This is a genomic window from Klebsiella sp. 141203 (assembly GCF_032601985.1).
Taxonomy (GTDB): Bacteria; Pseudomonadota; Gammaproteobacteria; order Enterobacterales; family Enterobacteriaceae; genus Klebsiella; species Klebsiella aerogenes.
In genome coordinates this window covers 110981-131367 of sequence record NZ_JAQIRL010000004.1, presented here as the reverse complement: position 1 = coordinate 131367, position 20387 = coordinate 110981, and the positions used below count along the sequence as shown (strand labels likewise).

Annotated in this window: 18 protein-coding genes; 6 read left to right on the top strand and 12 right to left on the bottom strand. The window is 55.0% G+C overall.

The genetic code is table 11. From position 1 onward, the window contains the following. Positions 1-117: 117 nt before the first annotated feature. Genes PGR29_RS17105 through PGR29_RS17095 form a run of 3 tightly spaced genes read right to left on the bottom strand, consistent with a single transcriptional unit; the run spans position 118 to position 2453 of the window. A complete protein-coding gene (locus tag PGR29_RS17105; protein WP_200782396.1) occupies positions 118-750 on the bottom strand; it encodes a hypothetical protein in 633 nt (210 codons plus the stop codon). Then, positions 750-2261, bottom strand: a complete 1512-nt coding sequence (dgt, locus tag PGR29_RS17100; RefSeq protein ID WP_200782395.1) for a dGTPase — start codon at positions 2259-2261, stop codon at positions 750-752. Before dgt ends, PGR29_RS17105 begins: the two co-directional genes overlap by 1 nt. Before the next feature lie 21 nt (positions 2262-2282). Next, positions 2283-2453, bottom strand: coding sequence for a YlcI/YnfO family protein (locus tag PGR29_RS17095; RefSeq protein WP_200782394.1), 171 nt, complete (start codon positions 2451-2453; stop codon positions 2283-2285). Positions 2454-2580: 127 nt separating this feature from the next. On the opposite strand from PGR29_RS17095, the gene PGR29_RS17090 reads away from it, so the two are divergent. Beyond that, positions 2581-2868 carry a SymE family type I addiction module toxin gene (locus tag PGR29_RS17090; RefSeq protein WP_316425003.1) on the top strand — a complete coding sequence of 96 codons (288 nt, stop codon included), beginning with the start codon at positions 2581-2583 and terminating at the stop codon, positions 2866-2868. Positions 2869-3102: 234 nt separating this feature from the next. Continuing rightward, the gene (locus PGR29_RS17085; protein WP_316425002.1) at positions 3103-4140 is read left to right on the top strand and encodes a virulence RhuM family protein; all 1038 of its coding nucleotides are present in this window, start codon (positions 3103-3105) and stop codon (positions 4138-4140) included. Between the two features lie 282 nt (positions 4141-4422). On the opposite strand, the gene PGR29_RS17080 is transcribed toward PGR29_RS17085, so the two are convergent. Continuing rightward, positions 4423-5619, bottom strand: a complete 1197-nt coding sequence (locus PGR29_RS17080) for a hypothetical protein (RefSeq protein ID WP_316425001.1) — start codon at positions 5617-5619, stop codon at positions 4423-4425. 498 nt (positions 5620-6117) lie between these two features. On the opposite strand from PGR29_RS17080, the gene PGR29_RS17075 reads away from it, so the two are divergent. The 3 genes from PGR29_RS17075 (at position 6118) to PGR29_RS17065 (ending at position 8635) form a co-directional block, all read left to right on the top strand. Then, positions 6118-7125 carry a zinc-binding alcohol dehydrogenase family protein gene (locus PGR29_RS17075; RefSeq protein WP_316425000.1) on the top strand — a complete coding sequence of 336 codons (1008 nt, stop codon included), beginning with the start codon at positions 6118-6120 and terminating at the stop codon, positions 7123-7125. Further along, the gene (locus tag PGR29_RS17070) at positions 7126-7428 is read left to right on the top strand and encodes a putative quinol monooxygenase (protein ID WP_015369108.1); all 303 of its coding nucleotides are present in this window, start codon (positions 7126-7128) and stop codon (positions 7426-7428) included. Positions 7429-7585: 157 nt separating this feature from the next. Beyond that, positions 7586-8635, top strand: a complete 1050-nt coding sequence (locus tag PGR29_RS17065; protein WP_015703849.1) for an NAD(P)-dependent alcohol dehydrogenase — start codon at positions 7586-7588, stop codon at positions 8633-8635. On the opposite strand, the gene PGR29_RS17060 is transcribed toward PGR29_RS17065, so the two are convergent. Next, positions 8632-9585, bottom strand: coding sequence for a GlxA family transcriptional regulator (locus tag PGR29_RS17060; RefSeq protein ID WP_113374112.1), 954 nt, complete (start codon positions 9583-9585; stop codon positions 8632-8634). The genes PGR29_RS17065 and PGR29_RS17060 overlap by 4 nt on opposite strands. Positions 9586-9606: 21 nt before the next feature. After that, positions 9607-10386 (bottom strand): MBL fold metallo-hydrolase, encoded by a 780-nt coding sequence (locus PGR29_RS17055; RefSeq protein WP_045375223.1) that lies wholly within the window; start codon positions 10384-10386, stop codon positions 9607-9609. 167 nt (positions 10387-10553) lie between these two features. On the opposite strand from PGR29_RS17055, the gene PGR29_RS17050 reads away from it, so the two are divergent. After that, the gene (locus tag PGR29_RS17050; protein WP_020077657.1) at positions 10554-11096 is read left to right on the top strand and encodes an NUDIX domain-containing protein; all 543 of its coding nucleotides are present in this window, start codon (positions 10554-10556) and stop codon (positions 11094-11096) included. Here the strand turns inward: PGR29_RS17050 and nlpA are convergent, their stop codons facing one another. From nlpA to eefA, 6 genes are all read right to left on the bottom strand, one after another. After that, positions 11097-11906 (bottom strand): lipoprotein NlpA, encoded by an 810-nt coding sequence (nlpA, locus tag PGR29_RS17045; protein ID WP_316424997.1) that lies wholly within the window; start codon positions 11904-11906, stop codon positions 11097-11099. It abuts the gene before it with no gap. A 188-nt stretch (positions 11907-12094) separates the two neighbouring features. Next, positions 12095-13528: a PTS N-acetylmuramic acid transporter subunit IIBC gene (gene murP / locus PGR29_RS17040; RefSeq protein ID WP_213794226.1), complete on the bottom strand. Its 1434-nt coding sequence runs from the start codon at positions 13526-13528 to the stop codon at positions 12095-12097. 24 nt (positions 13529-13552) lie between these two features. Continuing rightward, positions 13553-14455 carry an N-acetylmuramic acid 6-phosphate etherase gene (murQ, locus tag PGR29_RS17035; protein ID WP_015369100.1) on the bottom strand — a complete coding sequence of 301 codons (903 nt, stop codon included), beginning with the start codon at positions 14453-14455 and terminating at the stop codon, positions 13553-13555. 216 nt (positions 14456-14671) lie between these two features. Then, positions 14672-16036 (bottom strand): multidrug efflux RND transporter outer membrane subunit EefC, encoded by a 1365-nt coding sequence (eefC, locus tag PGR29_RS17030; RefSeq protein WP_113374072.1) that lies wholly within the window; start codon positions 16034-16036, stop codon positions 14672-14674. Between the two features lie 3 nt (positions 16037-16039). Beyond that, positions 16040-19147, bottom strand: a complete 3108-nt coding sequence (gene eefB, locus PGR29_RS17025) for a multidrug efflux RND transporter permease subunit EefB (protein WP_316424996.1) — start codon at positions 19145-19147, stop codon at positions 16040-16042. Then, a complete protein-coding gene (eefA, locus tag PGR29_RS17020) occupies positions 19147-20271 on the bottom strand; it encodes a multidrug efflux RND transporter periplasmic adaptor subunit EefA (RefSeq protein ID WP_316424994.1) in 1125 nt (374 codons plus the stop codon). The genes eefB and eefA overlap by 1 nt, the downstream gene beginning before the upstream one ends. Positions 20272-20387 lie beyond the last annotated feature (116 nt).

Sequence of the window (20387 nt, the reverse complement as noted above, 5' to 3'; positions counted from 1 at the left end):
GTATATAGAAGTGTATAATATGGCGGTTACCCCCTGATAAAACCATATATATTAGTTGGATACCCGCCAATATCGGTTCCTGTATTCTTCCGTAAATACTTTTATATATATGACTAACTATTCCATAAACAGGCCATATGGATTTAGATAACCTACGAGTTCTGGAATTTTCTTATATTGTGAAGTATTTAACGACCATCGTAATGCCGAATAACCAGCCATAATACGATGGCCTACCCATCTCTCATCAATTAGCTTGAATCCACTAGGTTTGTTTAAAAGAAGCAGACTACCCATGAACTTTAACCATTCATCATTACTGACCAGCCTATTGCCATATGCATGGTAAGATCTCCCGCTATTATAAATATTAAATGATAAATTCCAATGAGATGCCAAATCACGCAAGACACTGCTATCAATAATACCTCGATCGACATTACCGAAATCTATCAAAGGGAGATGATATTGTTTCCCGAAATCAAAAATCTGTGAATGAAAAGCAAGCTCTTCCCCTTGACCTAAGCTATTTATTATATTCATCAAATTTTCATCATTCAAATACCAACTATTCACAGTAAAGACATTTCTTTCGTCTATGAAACTCTGCGGCAAGTATGTATATTTGCTGAATGTAAAGGAAGAACTATTAGATATATAACCCTCATTAACATGTTCAGATAAAACCCGTCTGACCCATGAAACAGGATGCCTATGAGATAATTGATGCGCAGCTCTCAGATAATTCATCACATCACCTTTATGCCCTTTAACATCTGATACATATCCATTGCAAATTGATCTGTCATTCCCGACACAAAATCTACAATGAGATGCACCCGAAGAAGCCACTCTCTTTTTTCATCAATACTTTTTAGTTTATCAGAGACTGCGGTTTCAGAAAAGTCAGGATGATTTATAGGCAGATTGATTACAGATGTTTTATATGCATTTAAGTGCTTTGATGGTAATCTATTAAAAAGCCGTCTTTGTATATCTAAATCTTTCTTTCTTATATTTTTATTATCTTTGTTAATTAACAGGGAAAAATCATCTTTTGTCAAACATAATAACTTAATATATTCATCTAAGATCCCTTTAATTATATAAAAACCAGATAACTCCATCCTTTCAGCTTCATCAGAGGTAAAAAGATTTTTTGATGTATAGTCTTTTAGTATTTTTAATAGTTGGAATTCAAAATCACCTTCGGCAATCAGTTCATTATTATACTCAAAATTAACAAAGCGCTCATAGTTATAAACAAAACGATTTGAGACGCTTTCAACCAGAAAGTTTGATAGTCGTGTTTTAAAAGCTAGAAAGTTACCTATCGGTGACGAGTTGTCTTTACTCAAGCTATATATAAGTTCATCGCAGATTGTTTTATTTTTCTTAAAATCAATTTTGAGATGCTCTAAACCATCGATTGTAAATTGCTTGAAATTCTCAAAAACTATTATTTGCTTTTCTAATCCATCCTCAATATCACTAATACAATAGGATATATCATCAGATGCTTCCATTAAAAATCCTAAAGGATGGCGAGAATGTTCAGGCATCCCCAAATTGTCCCAAGCAGATTTTATTATTTCCTTCTCGCTACAAAAATATCCAATTTTTTTGCAGAAAGCTTTGTCATTTCTCTTATCCTCTGGGCTACATGTATATTTAAGAAACACAGATAACTGCGTATAGGTCAGATTTAATCCATAAAAACCATCATCTCCTTGTAGCCTAGTAATAACCCTAAACCCTTGCGGATTACCATCAAAATTTTGAATATCGCATAATAAATCCTTAACATCCCCCTCAGATATTTCTGAACCCAATGCCTCTTTAATAGCTTTTATAATTTCGTTAGATTTCCCCCAGTTAATTATTGCAGCTTCTCCAAAATGGCCGAAAGGAGGATTTCCAATATCATGCATTAAGCAAGCTGTTTCAACAATATTAGAAATGGATAAATTATTTTTAATCCAATAGTCTTTTATATCTGAGTGAAAATGTTTGCTTTCTGTTATTTTTTCGAATATGGCCCCAACTAAATATCTACCGATATGAGAAACCTCAATCGAGTGAGTTAGTCTTGAACGTACTGATGAATTGCTTTCTAAAGAAAAAACTTGTGCCTTTTGCTGTAATCGCCGAAATGCAGCTGAATAAATAAGTCTTGCACGATCACTTTGCGTTGCAGCCAATAAAGAATTATGATCCGCGCTTGATTTTCGATGTCTATCATTTTTTATCAAAAGATTCATTATAAACTCTTCACGAAATTTTTATTGAGTTTTACCTAAAAGTAAACGTGTTCTGCACGCTTCTTTCACCCACTTACTGAAATTGCCCTTTCCGGCAGCTTTCTCAATCTGTTCCAAAAGCTCATCTTCAAAACGGATGTTCTTCATCGTGCTTTTGCTGCGATCGAAATTTGGTTTCTTTTTATCTTGCATGGTAGGTACCACTATGGTTAAATTATCTTCACGCGGTACCTACCACATGAAAGCTTAAAGTAATCGCGCCCAAAAGTGCGGCAACACTTATGAGCGTCTAACCTCACCAACTATCAAGGAGTTGATTATGGCTGATTTGCATTCTACCCCAGATATCACCGCTAGCGGAACCGAGCGTCGGCTGCTGGTTAGCTATCGACCCAATGGCCGGGATACCAGTACACCAAGTCTTACCCTTTCCGGCAAGTGGCTGCGTGAAGCGGGATTCGATACCGGGAAGCCGGTCACGGTTAAGGTGATGGATGGCTGCATTGTGTTGCTGCCGCTCAGCGATAAAGAAGAGAAATTAACAGCCGAATTACGGCATATTCAACAATCGCTGAAAAGCGTCAACGGCACGCTGCAACATACCTGATAGCGCGAGCAAGAAAAATCCCCGGGTGGCGGCTAACGCCTTACCCGGGTTACCAGACGGCGCAGAACCGTAGCCCTGCTGAGCGCAGCGCGAGCAGGGAAATCCCCGCGTCTTAATACCTTCACTTTCCGGATAACCGCTCGCAAACGCGCCAGATTAATCGTTCGTCTAATGAAATTTATGCGCCGCTTCTGACATACTCTACCGTTGTGAACAGGTTGACCCGGAGACCATATGGCAAAGGAAACTATAACGTCGTCCCCAGCAGGTGAGTTCATAATGTTTGCCAGCGGTGATGGGAAAGTGCGCGTTGAATGCCGCTTTGAGTCAGACACAATCTGGTTATCCCAGGCGACAATGGCTGAACTGTACGATAAAGACGTTCGGACTATTAATGAGCATTTAATCAATATCTTCTCTGAAGGTGAACTTGCTCAAAATTCAACTATCCGGAAATTCCGGATAGTTCGCCAGGAAGGAAAACGCCAGGTTTCCAGGGAGATAGACCATTACAATCTTGAAGCCATACTCGCTGTTGGCTATCGCGTTCGCTCCTCTCGCGGCACGCAGTTCCGCCAGTGGGCAACCCAGACGCTCCAGGAATACCTGATCAAAGGGTTTGTGATGGACGATGAGCGGTTGAAGAATCCGCCTGTGGGTTCATCGGCTGTACCCGACTATTTCGATGAGATGCTGGAGCGTATTCGCGATATTCGCGCCAGCGAACGCCGCGTTTATTTGCGAGTGCGAGAGATTTTTGCATTAGCAGCTGACTATCAACCGTCATTAAAAGAAACCACGCAGTTTTTTCAAACTATCCAGAACAAGTTACATTTTGCCTGTACCGGACATACCGCCGCTGAGCTCATTCATCAACGTGCTGACGCAAGTCTGCCGCATATGGGGCTGACCAGCTATAGAGGCGAAGAGGTGCATAAGGGTGACGTGACGGTAGCAAAAAATTATCTCACTCAGGATGAAGTCAATGAGCTTAACCGCGTAGTTAACATGTGGCTGGATTTTGCCGAGGATCAGGCCCGTCGTCGTCAGCAGGTCTTTTTACGCGACTGGCAGGATAAGCTGGATCAGTTCCTGCAATTTAACGACCGTGAGGTTTTGCAAGGCGCAGGTAAAGTCAGTAAGAAAATGGCCGATGAAAAAGCGCAGGAGGAATATAGTCAGTTTGCTGAGCAACAGCGGCGCTTAAAGGAAGCCGAAGGTGAAAAGGATATCGCCGGTTTGCTACAGTGGAAAACAGGGCCTAAAAAGTAGCTCAGGATGCCTGATAGCGCGAGCAAGTCCCCGGGTGGCGGCTGACGCCTTACCCGGCTACGCCCGGCATGTGATCTGTAGGCCCGCGCAAGCGTAGCGCCGCCGGGCAATAACCGCAGGTAAAGAGCCGCTTTTACGCCGGATGGCGGCTGTGCCTTATCCGGCCTACGGTCTGATAACGCGAGCTAACCCCCGGGTGGCGGCTAGCGCCTTGCCCGGGCTACCAGACGGCGCAGAACGGTAGCCTTGCTGAGCGCAGCGCGAGCAGGGAAAATTCCCGCCTCAGAAGTAATAGCCAATATTAACGTTAGTGCGGAAGTACCATTTGCCGCTGCCCTCGGACTGGGTGCTGGTCCAGCCGGTGGCGTTCAGCGCGCCGCCCCACGGATTAACATTCTTCGCCCAGCTGAGATCGACCCAGAACATCACCGGCAGCGCAAAGACCTGTACGCCAAGGGTGTTCATCTGCGAATCGCTCCAGCCGCTTTTATCTTTCCACAGCACGCTGTAGTCGTTGTAAAAACGCAGCTTCGACACGCCGCCCCACTTAACATCAACATCGCGGGCGACGTTCAGCGACGCGGTCGTCGCTTTTGCCGGGATCAGGTAGGCCGGCGTCAGGCCGTTGCCGCCCATCAGTATCGTATCGTCACTGACGCCCGCCGGGTTCTTCGGATCGTATTGGTAGCGAATCAGCTGCGAGGTCAGCTGCCACGGCCCGTTATGTAACATGCCGTGCACGCCTGCCGCCCAGAAGGTGCCGTCGTCGTCGGTCTCGCGGTTGTGCAACCGCGCCAGCGCCAGCGAGCCGCCCAGCTCGTTATTCCAGCCGCCGCCGTGAAAATCCCGCGCAATACGCACGTTCACCTGGTCGCGCTTTTCATTATGCTGTTGATGCTGAGTCGGATAGATAGTGTTTTTCAGCCGATCGTAATCGCCAACGTCCGGCGCATAGCGCAAATTCTCCGGTTCCATCCATGGGAAATAGGCCACATCCAGTGACCAGTTATTATCATGATATTGATAGTTCACGCCGCTACCGGCGCTAACGCCAAAGCCTAAATAAAACGGAATACCATAGGACCAGCCAAATTGCGGATAAGGTTCAAGGCCAAATGGTTTGCCGGGGATCCCCAGCTGGATATTATTATTATTGTCGAAGCGATACCCTACGTAAGCGCGGTCGATGGCGTATTTACGGTGATCCTGGAACCAGAACCCGGCATCAAAGAAATAATTATCATAGAAGCCGCTGCTGTCGATACGGAAGGTATCAAAACGCAGATACGGCGGGTTGCGATAATTACTGCCTTTCCAGTCCTCATAGCGATAGTTCGCCCGCAGCGCGCCGCCGAAATCCAGCCCGGCGAGATTATCCGCGCTGCGCCAGCCGATATGCGGGAACGGCTTGCCGTCGTCCGCCAGCGCCAGCCCGCTGGTCGCGGCTGCCAGCAGCAGCGAAAGGAGTATTTTACGCATAGCACATCCCTCACTTTATTTTTATAAGCGATAAAAGACCGTCGATTAATATCGACTTATTATTTTGTCTCAGCGGTGAAACTCTTAATTAAATAGCACGATGATTTTATTTTTGTTCCAAATATGAAACTCTGTTTATTATTTGATAGAAGAAAAATCGCACGCAGGATGTCGGGCGTCAAGGTATAAACCTTGAGCCATAACGCAATATTATTATTCTTCCGGAGTGATATTAATATTTGCGACATGGAGGAGGAAACTTTCTCAAATATGAAACGCTATGCTTGTGATAATTTATATTGTTGAACCATCATGGTCCTGGTACCTGGCCATCGCACTGTTTATCTGTAGTGACAGGCGGGCGCAGGATGGGTGGTGTCGCCGATTTTCACTTTTTTTATATAACTGTTATCGCCGCCGGGCCGTTTTTCCCGACGCTAGACCGGTCTATCCTCGACGCATTCGCACCATGAATCCTCTTTGTAGACCGGAGAACCTATGAAAGCCATTGCCATTACCCAGGCCGCCGCCGACGGCAACAACATTCCCTTTTTACGCGATATCGATCTGCCGGATCCGCAGGCGCAGGGGCACGATCTGCTGGTCGAGGTCAAAGCCATTTCGGTGAACCCGGTCGACACCAAAGTGCGCGCCGGGTTTAATGCCGATACCCCGCGGGTGCTGGGCTGGGATGCGGTTGGCGTGGTGAAAGCCGTTGGCGATGCGGTGACCCTATTCACGCCGGGCGATGAAGTGTGGTACGCCGGCGCGCTGGGCCGTCCCGGCAGTAACAGCGAACTGCAACTGGTTGATGAACGCATCGTGGCGCTGAAGCCGCGCTCGCTGGAGAATGCCGCCGCCGCCGCGCTGCCTCTGACCGCTATCACCGCCTGGGAATTGCTGTTCCACCGCCTTGGCGTGCAGGAAGGCGGTAACGACGGAGATACGCTGCTGATTGTCGGCGCGGCGGGCGGCGTTGGCTCTATCCTCACCCAGTTGGCCAGCAAACTCACCAACATGACGGTAATTGGTACCGCATCGCGCCCGGAAAGCCAGAAGTGGGTACGCGAGGCCGGGGCGCATCACGTCATTGACCACAGCAAGCCGCTCGGTGAAGAACTGGCGAAAATCGGCATTCATGCCGTGACCCACGTCGCCAGCCTGACCAATACCGATCAGCATTTTAACGAACTGATCGCCGCGCTCGCCCCGCAGGGTAAGCTGGCGCTGATTGATGACCCGGAGAGCCTGGACGTGGTGCCGCTGAAAGCGAAAAGCATTTCGCTGCACTGGGAATTTATGTTCACCCGCTCAATGTTTGAGACGGATGATATGATCGCCCAACATCAGCTACTGACCCGCGTCGCCGCGTTGATTGACGATAACACGCTGCGCACCACCCTTGGCGAGCACTACGGAACCATCAACGCCGCCAATCTGCAAAAAGCCCACGCTAAGCTGGAAACCGGGCGCTCGGTCGGCAAAATCGTGCTGGAGGGTTTCTAAATGCGCGACGACACCATTGCGCTTATCGCGGTTCTGAAGGCGAAAGCCGGGCAAACCGAGGCCCTGCGCGACGCGCTGCAGGCGCTGCTGCTGCCAACCCGCGAGGAGCCGGGCAATCTCGACTACGCGCTGTTTCAGCTGCGCGACGCGCCGGATACCTTCTACATGCGTGAGTCCTGGCGCGACCAGCAGGCGCTGGATGAGCATATCGCCCAGCCCTACTTCCAGGCCTTTATCGGCCAGATGGAGAGCCTGCTCGCCGAGCCGCTGCGGCTGGATTATCTGACACCCATCGCGCCTTGATATCACGAGCGCCTCACCTCGGTGAGGCGCCTTCTTTAACCCTTCGAGCTGCGCTTTTCTCATCCTGCCCTAACCAGGCTAAGCTTACCCTTGCCGCGCAAAAAACACTCACCCCCTTCCGCTTGATTTATCACGCTATTGCACAAGAGGTAATGCTATGCAGATCAACGCTATAGGTACGTACTCCGCCAGCCAGCCGCTCGAATCGATGTCTATCACCCGCCGCGAACCCGGCCCACAAGATGTGCAGATCGCCATTGCATACTGCGGCGTCTGCCATTCCGATCTCCATCAGGCGCGAGCGGAATGGGCCGGGACGCTGTATCCCTGCGTGCCGGGCCATGAAATCGTTGGCCGGGTGACGGCGGTCGGCGATGCCGTCTCAGGTTACGCCGTTGGCGATCTGGTTGGCGTCGGCTGTATGGTGGATAGCTGTAAACAGTGCGAGGAGTGCGCTGAAGGGCTGGAGAACTACTGTGACCATATGGTGCTGACCTATAACGGGCCGACCCAGGACGCGCCAGGGCATACGCTGGGCGGTTATTCACAGCAGATCGTGGTCAATGAACGCTACGTACTGCGGATAAATCATCCCGAAGCCCAGCTCGCCGCCGTCGCGCCGCTATTGTGCGCCGGGATCACTACCTATTCTCCGCTGCGCCACTGGCACGCCGGGCCGGGCAAAAAAGTCGGCGTCGTCGGCATCGGCGGGTTGGGGCATATGGGGATCAAGTTGGCCCACGCCATGGGGGCCCACGTGGTGGCCTTTACCACCTCGGAATCCAAGCGTGACGCGGCCAGAGCGTTGGGCGCGGATGAGGTCGTGGTGTCGCGCAACGAAGACGAAATGGCGGCCCACGTCAAAAGTTTCGATTTCATCCTCAACACCGTGGCGGCGCCGCACAATCTCGATGCCTTCACCACGCTGCTGAAACGTGATGGCACCATGACGTTGGTTGGCGCCCCGGCCACGCCGCATCCATCGCCGGAAGTGTTCAATCTGATCTTCCGCCGCCGCTCGATTGCCGGCTCGATGATCGGCGGTATCCCGGAAACCCAGGAGATGCTCGACTTCTGCGCCGAACACGGCATCGTCGCCGATATCGAGCTGATTCGCGCCGATCAGATCAACGAAGCATGGGAAAGAATGGTCAAGGGCGACGTGAAATATCGCTTCGTGATCGACAGTTCGACTCTCGCCGGCTAAACGCCGCGGCGGAAAGTCCGCCGCCACTCCGTCGGGCTAACGCCAAAACGCGCTTTAAACTGCTGGCGCCAGGTCACGGCGGAAAGATAGCCCACCGCTTCCGCCACCTGCTCGACCGGCAAATCCCCCGCTTCGAGCAGGCTCTGGCTACGGCGCAGGCGCTCGGCGGTCAACCAGTCGGCAATGCTCATCCCGGTCGCCCTGGCGAAGTGGCGGGTCAGGGTACGGCGGCTCATCGCCACCACCTCGGCCAGCGAATCAAGGTTATGCGGCTCGGCAATGTGCTGCTGCAGATAATCCAGCAGACAATTAATCCGCGCATCGCGGGTGTTGCGCGGCACCGGCTGGGCGATAAACTGCGCCTGGCCGCCCTCGCGGTGCGGCGGCACGATCATCCGCCGGGCGATCTGGTTGGCGGCGAGGCTGCCAAAACGCTGGCGAATGATATACAGGCAGCAATCTAGCGCCGCCGCGGTACCCGCCGAGGTAATTACCTTCTGGTCATCGACGTACAGGGCGTTGATATCGAGCTGCACCTGCGGAAACAGGCGCTGGAAATCCTGCTCGAACTCCCAGTGGGTCGCCGCCCGCTTACCGTCGAGCAGCCCGGCGTAGCCAAGGACAAACGCGCCGAGGCACAGGCCGACGATTTCCGCGCCGTTATCGCGCGCCCGAATCAGGCTCGCGATCAACGCCTGCGGCGGGCACTGATTGACCTCGCCCCAGTAGGGCACCACCACGATATCCGCCTGTTCCATCGCGGTAAAATCACCGCTGGCGTACAGCGCAAAGCCGTCGCGGGCGCTGAGTAATCCCGGCTGTTCGGCGCAAATCTGCAGATTAAAACGTTTGGTTTCCGAGACCGTATCGCCAAACAGCATACAGGGGACGGCATAATGAAACGGGCTAAAGCCCTCTACGGCGACAATCGCCACGTCGGTTAATTTCATCATCCCTTCCCCTTGAGCAGATTAATAAACAACGGTTTCCCCATCCTGCGGAATACTGACTACCCCGGCAATCTGATTATCCGCGACGTACTGGCGCATCTCTTCGCGGCTCACCAGACAATGGTTGACTGCCTCCAGGTGGATGGCCATGATTTTCGCTTCCGGCAGGGCGAAATGCGCCTTCAACAGGTCCTCTTTGCCCATGATGATCGGGCCAAAGCCGATAACGTGAGCGTAGCCGGCGTTCAACACCACCACATCCGGGCGCAGCTTCAGCATGTCGGCTTCAATCTCATCGCGCCAGATGGTATCGCCAACCAGCCACAGCGTCTTCTCCTGCGGATGACGGAACACCACGCCGCAGGCCTCGCCCAGACGTTCAGCCATCGCCGGTACCGCGTAGGTACGGTCGCTGCCATGTTGCCCGGAAGTGGTTTTCTGCAGACTAACACCGGCAAATTCGCTATCTGCCGACAGCAGGCGGATATCCTGAAATCCCTGGCTGCGCAGCAGCGCGGCGTCGGCTTCATGCTGGACGAATACCGGTAGGGTTTTTGGGATCGCCGCGATCGCCGCTTCGTCCCAATGATCGTCATGGGTATGGGTGACGATTACCGCATCGACGTCGATAATTTTTTCACGAGAAAACGGCAGCGCCACCAGCGGATTGCGCAGCTCGCTGCGCGCGGTTCCAGGGAATCCCGGCCAGGCGCCTTTGTCCGCCAGCATCGGGTCAATCAGGAATTTTTTACCTGCGTATTCAATAACCTGCGTAGCATTACGGATATGAGTGATGTTCATGTTAGCGTTCCTCTGTGGGGTAATCTGACGAACATCGTACTGAGTACCAGCCTGGCGCAATATGGGCGTTTGGGCAATGATCGATGGAATCGGGCCAACCTGCGACGGTTGCCAATCACAGCCGGCTATGTTGTTCTGAAGGTTAGACTTTCTACAGGAATGGCAGGATGAAAAAGAAACTAACCGCCGCCGATATGCATAATCCGCAGGTCATCGCCGAGACGCCGTGGTTCAGCATGCGCAAGGTAGGTATTGATGTCGCCCCCGGCGAGCGGCGCGACTTTTATTCCATTCACTACCCACGCCCGGCGGTCGGGATTGTGGCGCTCCAGGACGACAAAGTGCTGCTGATTCGCCACTACCGTTATCTGATCGATAAGGTGGTGTGGGCCATTCCCTCTGGCGGCGTCGATGAAGGGGAAGAGCCCGCCGTCGCCGCGCTGCGCGAACTGCGCGAAGAGACCGGCTGGCAGGCGCAACACGCAGAGGAAATCATCCGCTACAACCCGTCATACGGCAGCAGCGACCAGCTGTTTATCACCTGGCTCGCCACCGATTTAAGCTGGGTTGGCATGGACGCAGATCAGGATGAAGTGATGGAAACCGGCTGGTTTACCTTCGAGGAGATAAACCAGCTGATCGCCCGCGGCGAAATGCCGGACGGGCTGTCTCTGGTGCCGCTGCTGCACCTGATGGCGCAGCGTAGATGATTACCAGCCCGGTACCGCGCCGCCGTTGAAGATGGTTTCTGCCGCCTTCGCCACTTCCGGCGACTGGTACGACTGCATAAACTCTTTCACGTTTTCGGCATCTTTATTGTCTTCACGCGCCACAATGATGTTCACGTACGGCGAGTTTTTGTCTTCAATAAAGATGCCGTCGCGCACCGGCGATAACCCGGTTTGCTGCAGGTAGGTGGTACTGATAATAGCGACATCGACCTTCGGATCGTCCAGCACCCGCGGCAGTTGCGCCCCTTCCAGCTCCATAATTTTCAGATTACGCGGGTTACTGGTGATATCCACCGCCGTCGGCAGCAGGCCGGTACCCGCTTTGAGGGTAATCAGCTGCTCTTTTTGCAATAACAATAGCGCGCGGCCGAGGTTGGTCGGGTCGTTGGGAATGGCGATAGTCGCGCCATCTTTAATATCGGCAACGGATTTAATCTTGCGCGAATAGCCGGCCATGGGAAAGACGAAAGTATTGCCGATGGCCACCAGGTGGTAGCCGTGCGCTTTGTTGTCTTGTTCCAGATAGGGACGATGCTGGAAGACGTTGGCATCCAGCTCCCCGGCGTTGGTGGCATCGTTCGGCAGCAGCGAACCGCTAAAGCCCACCAGCTCGACGTCGAGGCCATACTTTTCTTTCGCCACCTTCTTCGCCACTTCCGCCACATCCTGTTCCGCGCCGTTAATCACGCCGACTTTTATGTGTTTGGCATTGTCATTCTTCTGGTCACAGCCCGCTAACAGCAGGCCAGCCAGCATCAATGCCGCCGCCGTGCGTAAACGCAATTTCATCGTTAGTACCCCATCAGTCCATGGAAAATCATTATTATTTTTCGAGCAAAACTATAACGATTTTGTGTTCGATTTTTAAACACGAAAAGGTATCAATAAGATGAAAATCGTCTAAGCGCCTTCCCCGGTGGCGCTTACGCTTACCGGGGCTACTGACCGAATACCCAACCGTGGCCGGGGAAATACGCTTAACTCAGGTCAACGTTTTTACTGGCGAACAGCCAGGTGAGGACAAAACCGCATAGATACGAAACCGCCAGACCGCCAGCGTACACCGCCATCCCGGCATAAATTCCGCTACCGGAGGTCATCAGCGGCAGCGCCACCAGCCCCGAGGGGCCGAACACCGTGTTCAGGCCGACCGGCAGCCCCAGCCAGGCGATCAGGCCCACGAAGAAACCGCCGCAGGCGCCGCCGATACAGGCGGTGATAAATGGTTTCATACGCGGCAGGGTCACGCCGTAAATCAGCGGTTCGCCAATGCCGAGGAAACCCGGAATAATCGCCCCTTTGATCTGGGTTCGCAGCAGCGAATCGCGCTTTGCGCGCCAGAACAGCGCCAGCGCCGCGCCCACCTGCCCGGCCCCGGCCATCGCCAGGATCGGGAACAGCGAGTTAAAGCCCTGCGCATCCACCAGCGCAAAATAGACCGGTACAAACCCCTGATGCACGCCGAACATCACCGCCAGCAGGAACAGCCCTGCCAGCACCGCCGAGCCAAACGGATTGCCGTTAAGATGCAGGAACAGCCACGACATACCGGTAAACAGCCAGCCGCCAATCGGCATAATCACCGTAAAGGTCACCGCGCCCATAATCAGCAGCGTCACCGCCGAGGTAAGGATCATATCGAGGTTAGCAGGCATTATCCGCCGCACCTGACGTTCTACCCACGCGCCAATAATCGAGGCGATTAGCACGCCGATAATATTGCCGCGCGGGTCGATACCGTGGCCGAAGAAGGTCGAAATTCCGGCGTAGAATCCGCTGGTCGCTTCCGGGTTGTAGCCCAGCACGAACAGCGAGGCGATAATCGCGCCGTTCACGCCAGAACCGCCGAAGGCTTTCTGAGCGTTATAGCCAATCAGGATACTCAGGAAGGTAAACATCCCTTTGCTGAATACCTTCATGTAGCCAATCAGCGCCACCAGGCTGGCGTTAGGGTGCGCGTTCTCCAGCACGAAGATTTGTTCCGCCAGCGTAGCAAAGCCCAGCAGCAGCCCGACGGCGATGAAGCCGGGGATCAACGGCGTAAAGATAGTGGCGAACTTCGCAAGAAATTTCTGTACCCCGCTGGTCTGCTTGCTCTTCAGCGCCTGCTTTTTCTCCGCTGCCACATCCGCCAGCGAGGCGGCTGCCTGCGGCGCCGCTTCCATCAGGCCGTTCATCATTTCCGCGGCGGTCTGCGCCTTGCCGGGGCCTAATACCACCTGGAACTGTTCATCGCTGACGATAACCCCCATCACGCCATCAATCTGGCGAATGGCGGCGCTATCGGCCAGGCTTTCATCGCGCAGGGTCAAGCGCAGGCGCGTCATGCAGTTACCCGCCTGCGCCACGTTTGCGGCCCCGCCGACGTGGGCCAGGATCCGCGCTATCATCTCTTTAGTTATTTTTGCCATTGCCTGTTACCTGTCTGTCGGCGCTCAGGTGTTGCTTAGCGCCTTGCGGATATAACCGTTGTTTTTCGCCAGCAGCGACTGCGCTTCTGCGGCGCTTAAGTCAGCCAACACCATCACAATCGCCGTCTTACAGTGGCGGCCACAGGCATCCAGCGCATTCTGCGCGGTGGCGCGATCGCAGTCGGTCGCTTCCATCACGATAGACACCTGGCGCTCAATCAGCTTGGCATTGGTCGCTTCGACATCCACCATCAGGTTGCTGTAGACCTTGCCGATGCGGATCATCGCCCCGGTGGAGATCATGTTTAGCACCAGCTTCTGCGCGGTGCCGGCTTTCAGGCGGGTCGATCCGGTAACCACTTCCGGGCCGACCACCGGGGTAATCGCCACGTCCGCCAGCTGCGCCATTTCACCGTGCGGGTTACAGCTGACGATAGCGACAAACGCATTCTGGCTATGGGCGTATTCCATCGCACCAATGACGTACGGCGTACGTCCGCTGGCCGCCAGCCCCACCAGCACATCACGGTTGCTGAAGTTAAGGTTCTGCAGGTCCATCGCCCCTTGCGCTTTATTGTCTTCCACGTTTTCCACGGCGCTCAGAATCGCTTTATGTCCGCCGGCGATAATCCCCACCACCTGCTCCGGACGGGTGCCAAAGGTCGGCGGGCATTCGCTGGCGTCCAGAATACCCAAACGCCCCGACGTACCGGCGCCGATGTAAATCAGCCGTCCCCCGGCCCGCAGCGCCGCCGCCACTTTATCCACGACTTCCGCTATCTGCGGCAAGTAAGGCGTTATCGCCTGCGCCACTTGCTGATCTTCCTGGTTTATCACCGTCAGCATGTCGACAGTGGAGAGGGTGTCAATGTTGGCGCTGTTGGCGTTGCGTCGCTCGGTCAGCAGTTTGCTCAGGTCGATACTCATAAAAACCTCGTTATTCTCAGTTGCGCGCAGTATAAGGAATTTTTTATTCCATTCATGTGAAGAGTATCACGATTAATACGCTTGGGATAATAGGAGAATTGTAGGTATAGCCAGAGATATTGCGGTAATAAAGGTGGAATATTTTATTACCGCAACCTGGAGTTAACGCATGTGCCAGGAGTGATTAAGGTGCTATAACGCGTCCGAAGAGGAACATTAACTGGCGCCGCCGCCCAGCGATTGCCAGAGCGTAATGCGGTTATTGAGGTCGGTCTGCTGCAGCGACAGCAGCGTCGCCTTCGCCGACCACAGCGTCCGCTGGGCGGTCAGCACCGACAGATAATCGCCAACCCCGGCCTGGTAACTCTTCATCGCGATATCCAGCGACTTCTGCTCGGCGGCAACATACTGCTGCTGGGCATCGAGCTGTTCACTCAGCGTTTCCCGGCGCGCCAGCGCATCGGCAACGTCCTTAAAGGCGCTCTGAATGGATTTCTCGTAGGTGGCAATCAGCCCCTTTTTCTCAGCCTGCGCATAGCGTAGCTGCGCCAGATTACTGCCGCCGGTGAACAGCGGCAGGCTGATGGACGGGGCGAACGACCACACCTGCATGCCATGGCTAAACAGCGACGATAGCGAGTCGCTGCCGACCCCGGCGCTGGCGGTCAGCGAAATGGACGGGAAAAAGTTCGCTCGCGCCGCACCGATATCGGCATTAGCGCTCTTGAGATTATGTTCCGCCTCCTGAATATCCGGCCGGCGCAACAGTACCGATGAAGACACGCCCGCCGGCACCAGTGCAATGCTGTTGGCGCCCAGACTTTCCAGCGTGCCGGGCAGCAGGCTCTCCGGCACGGTTTCCCCCGCCAGTAGGTTAATGGCGTTTTTATCCTGCGCCACCAGCGTACGATAGCTGGCGACGCTGGCTCGCGCCTGCTGATAGACGCTTTCCGCCGAACTTAAATCACCGGCGGAGGCGGTGCCCACCGCCATCTGGCGAGCGACGATTTTGCGCGAGTTCTCCGCGCTATCCATCGTCTGCTGCGCCAGCGCCAGATTGCTATTATCCGTCGCCAGCGTCACCCAGGCGGTGGTCAAATCGGCAATCATCGTCAGTCGGGTATTTTGCGCGGTGAATTCGCTGGCAAGCCAGCTTTCTCGCGCCGCGCGCGACAGGCTCTGGTTCTTGCCGAACAAGTCCAGTTCGAAGCTCGAGACCGCGCCGTCAGCCTGCGAGGTAGAACTTAAGCCGCTGGCGATCGTTTTGCTGCGGGTATGGCTCAGCTCGGCATCGACGGTGGGAAACAACGATGCGCGCGTTTCGCCATACTGGGCGCGAGCGGCTTCAATATCGGCCAATGCCTTTTGCACATCACGGTTGCTATTAAGCGCGATGCTGACCACTTTTTTTAGCCGCGCATCATTGACCACTTTTTGCCAGTCGCCGACCACCGCCGTCGATTCGCCGTGCGCGCCGGGAAGGGTCGCCGGCACCGGCGCGGCCGGGCGCTCGTAGTGCGGGTCAAGAGAAACGCAGCCCGCGGTCAGGAGCGCGATAAACATTAAACTCAAACGAAACATAACTTACTCCTGAGAAGGACGTGGGCGGGTAAAGAGACGCTTCACCAGCACAAAGAACAGCGGGACGAAGAACACCGCCAGCAGCGTCGCCGTCAGGGTGCCGCCGATAATCCCGGTACCGATCGCCACGCGGCTGTTGGCCCCGGCGCCGGTAGCAATGGCCAGCGGCAGTACTCCGGCGATAAATGCCAGCGAGGTCATGACAATCGGGCGCAGACGGGTCTGCGCGGCGCGGATCGCCGCCCGCGAGAGCGAATAGCCCTCATCCACCGCGGATTCAGCAAATTCAACGATAAGAATGGCGTTCTTCGACGACAGGCCAATGGTCGTCAACAGCGCCACCTGGAAATAGACGTCGTTACTTAAGCCGCGCAGCGTGGCCGCCAGCGCCGCGCCAAGCAGGCCTAACGGGATGACCATGATCACCGAGAACGGCACCGACCAGCTTTCATACAGCGCCGCCAGGCACAGGAACACCACCAGAATCGAAATGGCGTACAGGCTCATCGCCTGGCCGCTGGCCAGTTTTTCCTGCAGCGAAATACCGCTCCATGCCCAGGTGGAACCCGCCGGCAGGCTATCGGCCAGTTTTTCCATTTTGTCCATTGCCGCCCCTGAGCTGAAGCCCGCGGCGTTTTCCCCCTGGATCTCAAAGGCGGCTGAGCCGTTGTAGCGTACCAGGCTTTCCGGGCCGTATTCCCAATGGGTGGTGGCGAACGCGGTGAACGGCGTCATGCTGTTATCGCTGCCGCGGACAAACCATTTACCAAGATCGGAGGGCACAGCGCGCGCGTCGCTCTCGCCCTGGATGTAGACCTTTTTCACCCGGCCGCGATCGATAAAGTCGTTGACGTACGTGCCGCCCCAGGCGCTGGAGAGCGTATCGGTCACGTCGCTGAGCGACAGCCCCAGCGAGACGGCTTTGTTGTTATCGATATCCACCTGCAGCTGTGGCATTTGTGGCAAATCGTTGGCGCGAACCGATTGCAGTTCGCCGCTCTGATTGGCTGCGGTCAGCAGTTGGCTGCGCAGCTTCATCAGGCTATCGCGATCGGTACCCCCGCTGGCCATCAGCTCGAAAGTGAAGCCATTACTTTGCCCAAGGCCGTCCACCGATGGCGGCGTCATGGCGAACAGGGTGGCGTCGCGGATCGCGCCCAGCTCTTTATTGGCGCGCAGCGCAATTGCTTGCGCGGTATTTTCGTCGCCTTTGCGCTGCGACCAGTTTTTCAATGAGACGAAGGCCATACCGGCATTCTGACCGCTGCCGCTGAAACTGAAGCCGTCGACGGTGAAGATAACCTCGGTATTGGCTTTCTCTTTGGTGAGGAACCAGTCGGTCACCTGACGGCGCACCTCGGCGGTACGCACCGCCGTCGCCCCGGCAGGCAAGGTGTACTGGACCATGATTTCGCCCTGATCCTCCACCGGCAGGAAGCTGCCCGGCAGTTTCCACATCGCCAGCGCCATCGCCCCGCAAATCAAGGCGTAAGCGCCCATCATCACCGCGCCGCGGCGTAGGCCGCCGAGTACGCGACGCTGGTAGCCATCTTCCGTACGCCCCCACAGGCGATTAAAGGCGCCGAAGAAGCCTTTGTCATGAGGTTTGGAGTGGCTTAGCAGCGCACCGCACAGCGCCGGAGTGAGGGTTAGCGCTACCACCACCGACAGCATCATCGCCGAGATGATCGTCACCGAGAACTGGCGATAGATTACCCCGGTCGAACCGCCGAAAAAGGCCATTGGCAGGAACACCGCCGACAGCACCAGGGCGATCGCCACCAGCGCGCCGGAGATTTCGCCCATCGATTTTTCGGTGGCTTCGCGGGCGGGCAGCCCTTCGTCGCGCATAATACGTTCGACGTTTTCCACCACCACAATGGCATCATCCACCAGCAGGCCGATCGCCAGCACCATGGCGAACAGCGTCAGGGTATTAATGGAGTAGCCGAACAGCGCCAGCACCCCGAAGGTGCCAAGTAACACGACCGGTACCGCTACCGCCGGAATGAGCGTCGCGCGGAAATTCTGCAGGAACAGATACATTACGCAGACCACGAGAATAATCGCTTCAAACAGCGTCTGGATCACGTCCTCGACCGAGATTTTGATGAACTCGGTGCTGTCTTTCGGGTAGGCGATATCGTAGCCCTGAGGCATCTGACGCTGGAATTCGGCGATTTTGCTTTTCACCAGCGTCGCGGTATCCAGCGCGTTGGCGCCGGGCGCCATCATTACCGCAATCCCGGCGGCGGGGTGGCCGTTCAGATTAGCGGTGGCGGTGTAATCCTCGCTGCCCATCTCCACCCGCGCGACATCGCTCAGGCGCACCACTGAACCGTCTGACTGGCTCTTTACAATGATCGCTTTGAACTGGTCAGGTGTTTGCAGCCGCGACTGCGCGCGCACGGTAGCAGTCAATTGCTGGGCATTGGACGACGGTAGCGCGCCGATTTTACCCGCGGAGACCTGCACGTTCTGCGCCTCAATCGCCGACTGTACGTCGGAAGGCATCAACGAGTAAGAGGCGAGTTTGGTCGGATCCATCCAGATGCGCATCGCGTATTCGGCGCCGAATACCTGCAGGCTGCCGACGCCCTCCACGCGCGCCAGCGGGTCCTGCATATTGCTGACCAGCCAGTCGGAGATATCAGAACTGGTGGCGCGGTTGGTTTTGTCATACACCGCGAGGATTAACAGGAAGCTGCTTTGCGATTTTTCTACCGTTACGCCAGATTGCTGTACTTCACTCGGCAGACGCGATTCCGCCTGCTGCACTTTGTTTTGCACCTGTACCTGAGCGGTATCCGGATCGGTTCCCTGCTCAAAGGTGACGGTAATACTTACCGTACCATCCGAACTGCTGGTGGAGGTGAAATAAAGTAAGTTATCCAGCCCGGTGAGTTGCTGCTCGATAACCTGGGTGACGCTGTTTTCGAGGGTTTCTGCGGAAGCTCCAGTATAGGTCGCGGATATTTTTACCGCTGGCGGGGCGACGTCCGGATATTGTCCCACCGGCAGCGTGCGGATCGCCAGCGCCCCGGCAAGCATGATAAGGATAGCGATCACCCAGGCAAAGACCGGGCGACGCACGAAGAAACGGGAGAACATCAGGCATTGCCTCCGTTATTTTTGACGGCAACGGCCTTCACCGCTTGTCCGGGGGACACTTTACCGGTGCCTTCGACAATCAGCTTGTCGCCCGCTTTCAGACCGCTCAGCACCAGCCATTTATCGCCGTAGGTATCGCCGGTTTGCACGGTACGCTGCTCAACGTTGTTGTCGGCATCGACAACCAACGCCGTGGCGTCGCCTTTGGCATCGCGGGTGATACCCTGCTGCGGCGCGAGGATCGCGTCGTTCATGATGCCTTCATCGATATGCGCGCGGACAAACATTCCCGGCAGCAGGACGTGCTGCGGGTTGGGGAAGATGGCGCGCAGGGTCACCGAGCCAGTGGATTCATCGACGGCGACTTCGGTGAGCGCCAGACGCCCTTTTTCGGGATAGGTACTGCCATCTTCAAGGGTTAACGTCACGCTGAGGGTATCGCTGTTGCTGGCCAGGCTCTGCCTGCGTAAACGCAGGAGATCGACACTGGATCGCGTCAGATCGACATACATGGTGTCAAGGCCGCGGATCGTCGCCAGCGCGGTATCCTGGTCTGCAGAGACCAGCGCTCCCGGCGTGACCGAGGAGATGCCGATGCGCCCGGCGATCGGCGCGGTGACGGTGGTCCAGTTCAGGTTGATGCGCGCGCTCTCGAGCGCCGCTTTTTTCGACTCCACACTGGCCTTGTCCTGGGCGCAGGCGGAGGCAGCGTCGTCGGCATCCTGGCGAGAGACGCCGTTATCTCTGACCAACGACGCGTAGCGCTGAGCTTTCTGGCAATCAGAGACCACCAGCGCCTGTGCCTGCTTCAACGCGGCCGCCGCTTCGTTCCAGGCGGCGCGATAACTGGAGGGATCGATCTGGTAAAGGGCCTGCCCGGCCTTCACCATATCGCCTTCGGTAAACAGGCGCTTCTGAATGATACCGCCGACCTGCGGACGCACTTCGGCGCTGAGCGAGGCGGTCGTGCGGCCAGTCAGTTGACTGACCACCGGCACCGGCTGGGCTTGCAGCGTAACAATTCCCACCTCCGGCGTGGGTTGTTGCGGCGCAGTTGTCTGCGCATTATCGCATCCGCTCAGGAGAAATAATGCTGTCGCGATGGGGGCTATGATGTGTTTCATTTTATTTTCTCAAGATGTAAGACGTCCCCCCGTGAATTAAATCGCGAGGAAAAGATGGGCGCTGCGACATTTTCGTCTCAATGAAAATATCGAAATGGAGCGTAGATGTTCCTTAA

Bases quoted from the DNA above. Each gene is read 5' to 3' on its own strand.
- PGR29_RS17055 (WP_045375223.1), bottom strand. From the start codon at position 10,386: ATGAACATCACTCATATCCGTAATGCTACGCAGGTTATTGAATACGCA.
- PGR29_RS17060 (WP_113374112.1), bottom strand. From the start codon at position 9,585: ATGAAATTAACCGACGTGGCGATTGTCGCCGTAGAGGGCTTTAGCCCG.
- PGR29_RS17085 (WP_316425002.1), top strand. From the start codon at position 3,103: ATGGCAAAGGAAACTATAACGTCGTCCCCAGCAGGTGAGTTCATAATG.
- PGR29_RS17070 (WP_015369108.1), top strand. From the start codon at position 7,126: ATGCGCGACGACACCATTGCGCTTATCGCGGTTCTGAAGGCGAAAGCC.
- PGR29_RS17095 (WP_200782394.1), bottom strand. From the start codon at position 2,453: ATGCAAGATAAAAAGAAACCAAATTTCGATCGCAGCAAAAGCACGATG.
- murQ (WP_015369100.1), bottom strand. From the start codon at position 14,455: ATGAGTATCGACCTGAGCAAACTGCTGACCGAGCGACGCAACGCCAAC.
- nlpA (WP_316424997.1), bottom strand. From the start codon at position 11,906: ATGAAATTGCGTTTACGCACGGCGGCGGCATTGATGCTGGCTGGCCTG.
- eefA (WP_316424994.1), bottom strand. From the start codon at position 20,271: ATGAAACACATCATAGCCCCCATCGCGACAGCATTATTTCTCCTGAGC.
- PGR29_RS17105 (WP_200782396.1), bottom strand. From the start codon at position 750: ATGAATTATCTGAGAGCTGCGCATCAATTATCTCATAGGCATCCTGTT.
- PGR29_RS17080 (WP_316425001.1), bottom strand. From the start codon at position 5,619: ATGCGTAAAATACTCCTTTCGCTGCTGCTGGCAGCCGCGACCAGCGGG.
- PGR29_RS17075 (WP_316425000.1), top strand. From the start codon at position 6,118: ATGAAAGCCATTGCCATTACCCAGGCCGCCGCCGACGGCAACAACATT.
- murP (WP_213794226.1), bottom strand. From the start codon at position 13,528: ATGGCAAAAATAACTAAAGAGATGATAGCGCGGATCCTGGCCCACGTC.
- PGR29_RS17090 (WP_316425003.1), top strand. From the start codon at position 2,581: ATGGCTGATTTGCATTCTACCCCAGATATCACCGCTAGCGGAACCGAG.
- dgt (WP_200782395.1), bottom strand. From the start codon at position 2,261: ATGAATCTTTTGATAAAAAATGATAGACATCGAAAATCAAGCGCGGAT.
- PGR29_RS17065 (WP_015703849.1), top strand. From the start codon at position 7,586: ATGCAGATCAACGCTATAGGTACGTACTCCGCCAGCCAGCCGCTCGAA.
- PGR29_RS17050 (WP_020077657.1), top strand. From the start codon at position 10,554: ATGAAAAAGAAACTAACCGCCGCCGATATGCATAATCCGCAGGTCATC.
- eefC (WP_113374072.1), bottom strand. From the start codon at position 16,036: ATGTTTCGTTTGAGTTTAATGTTTATCGCGCTCCTGACCGCGGGCTGC.
- eefB (WP_316424996.1), bottom strand. From the start codon at position 19,147: ATGTTCTCCCGTTTCTTCGTGCGTCGCCCGGTCTTTGCCTGGGTGATC.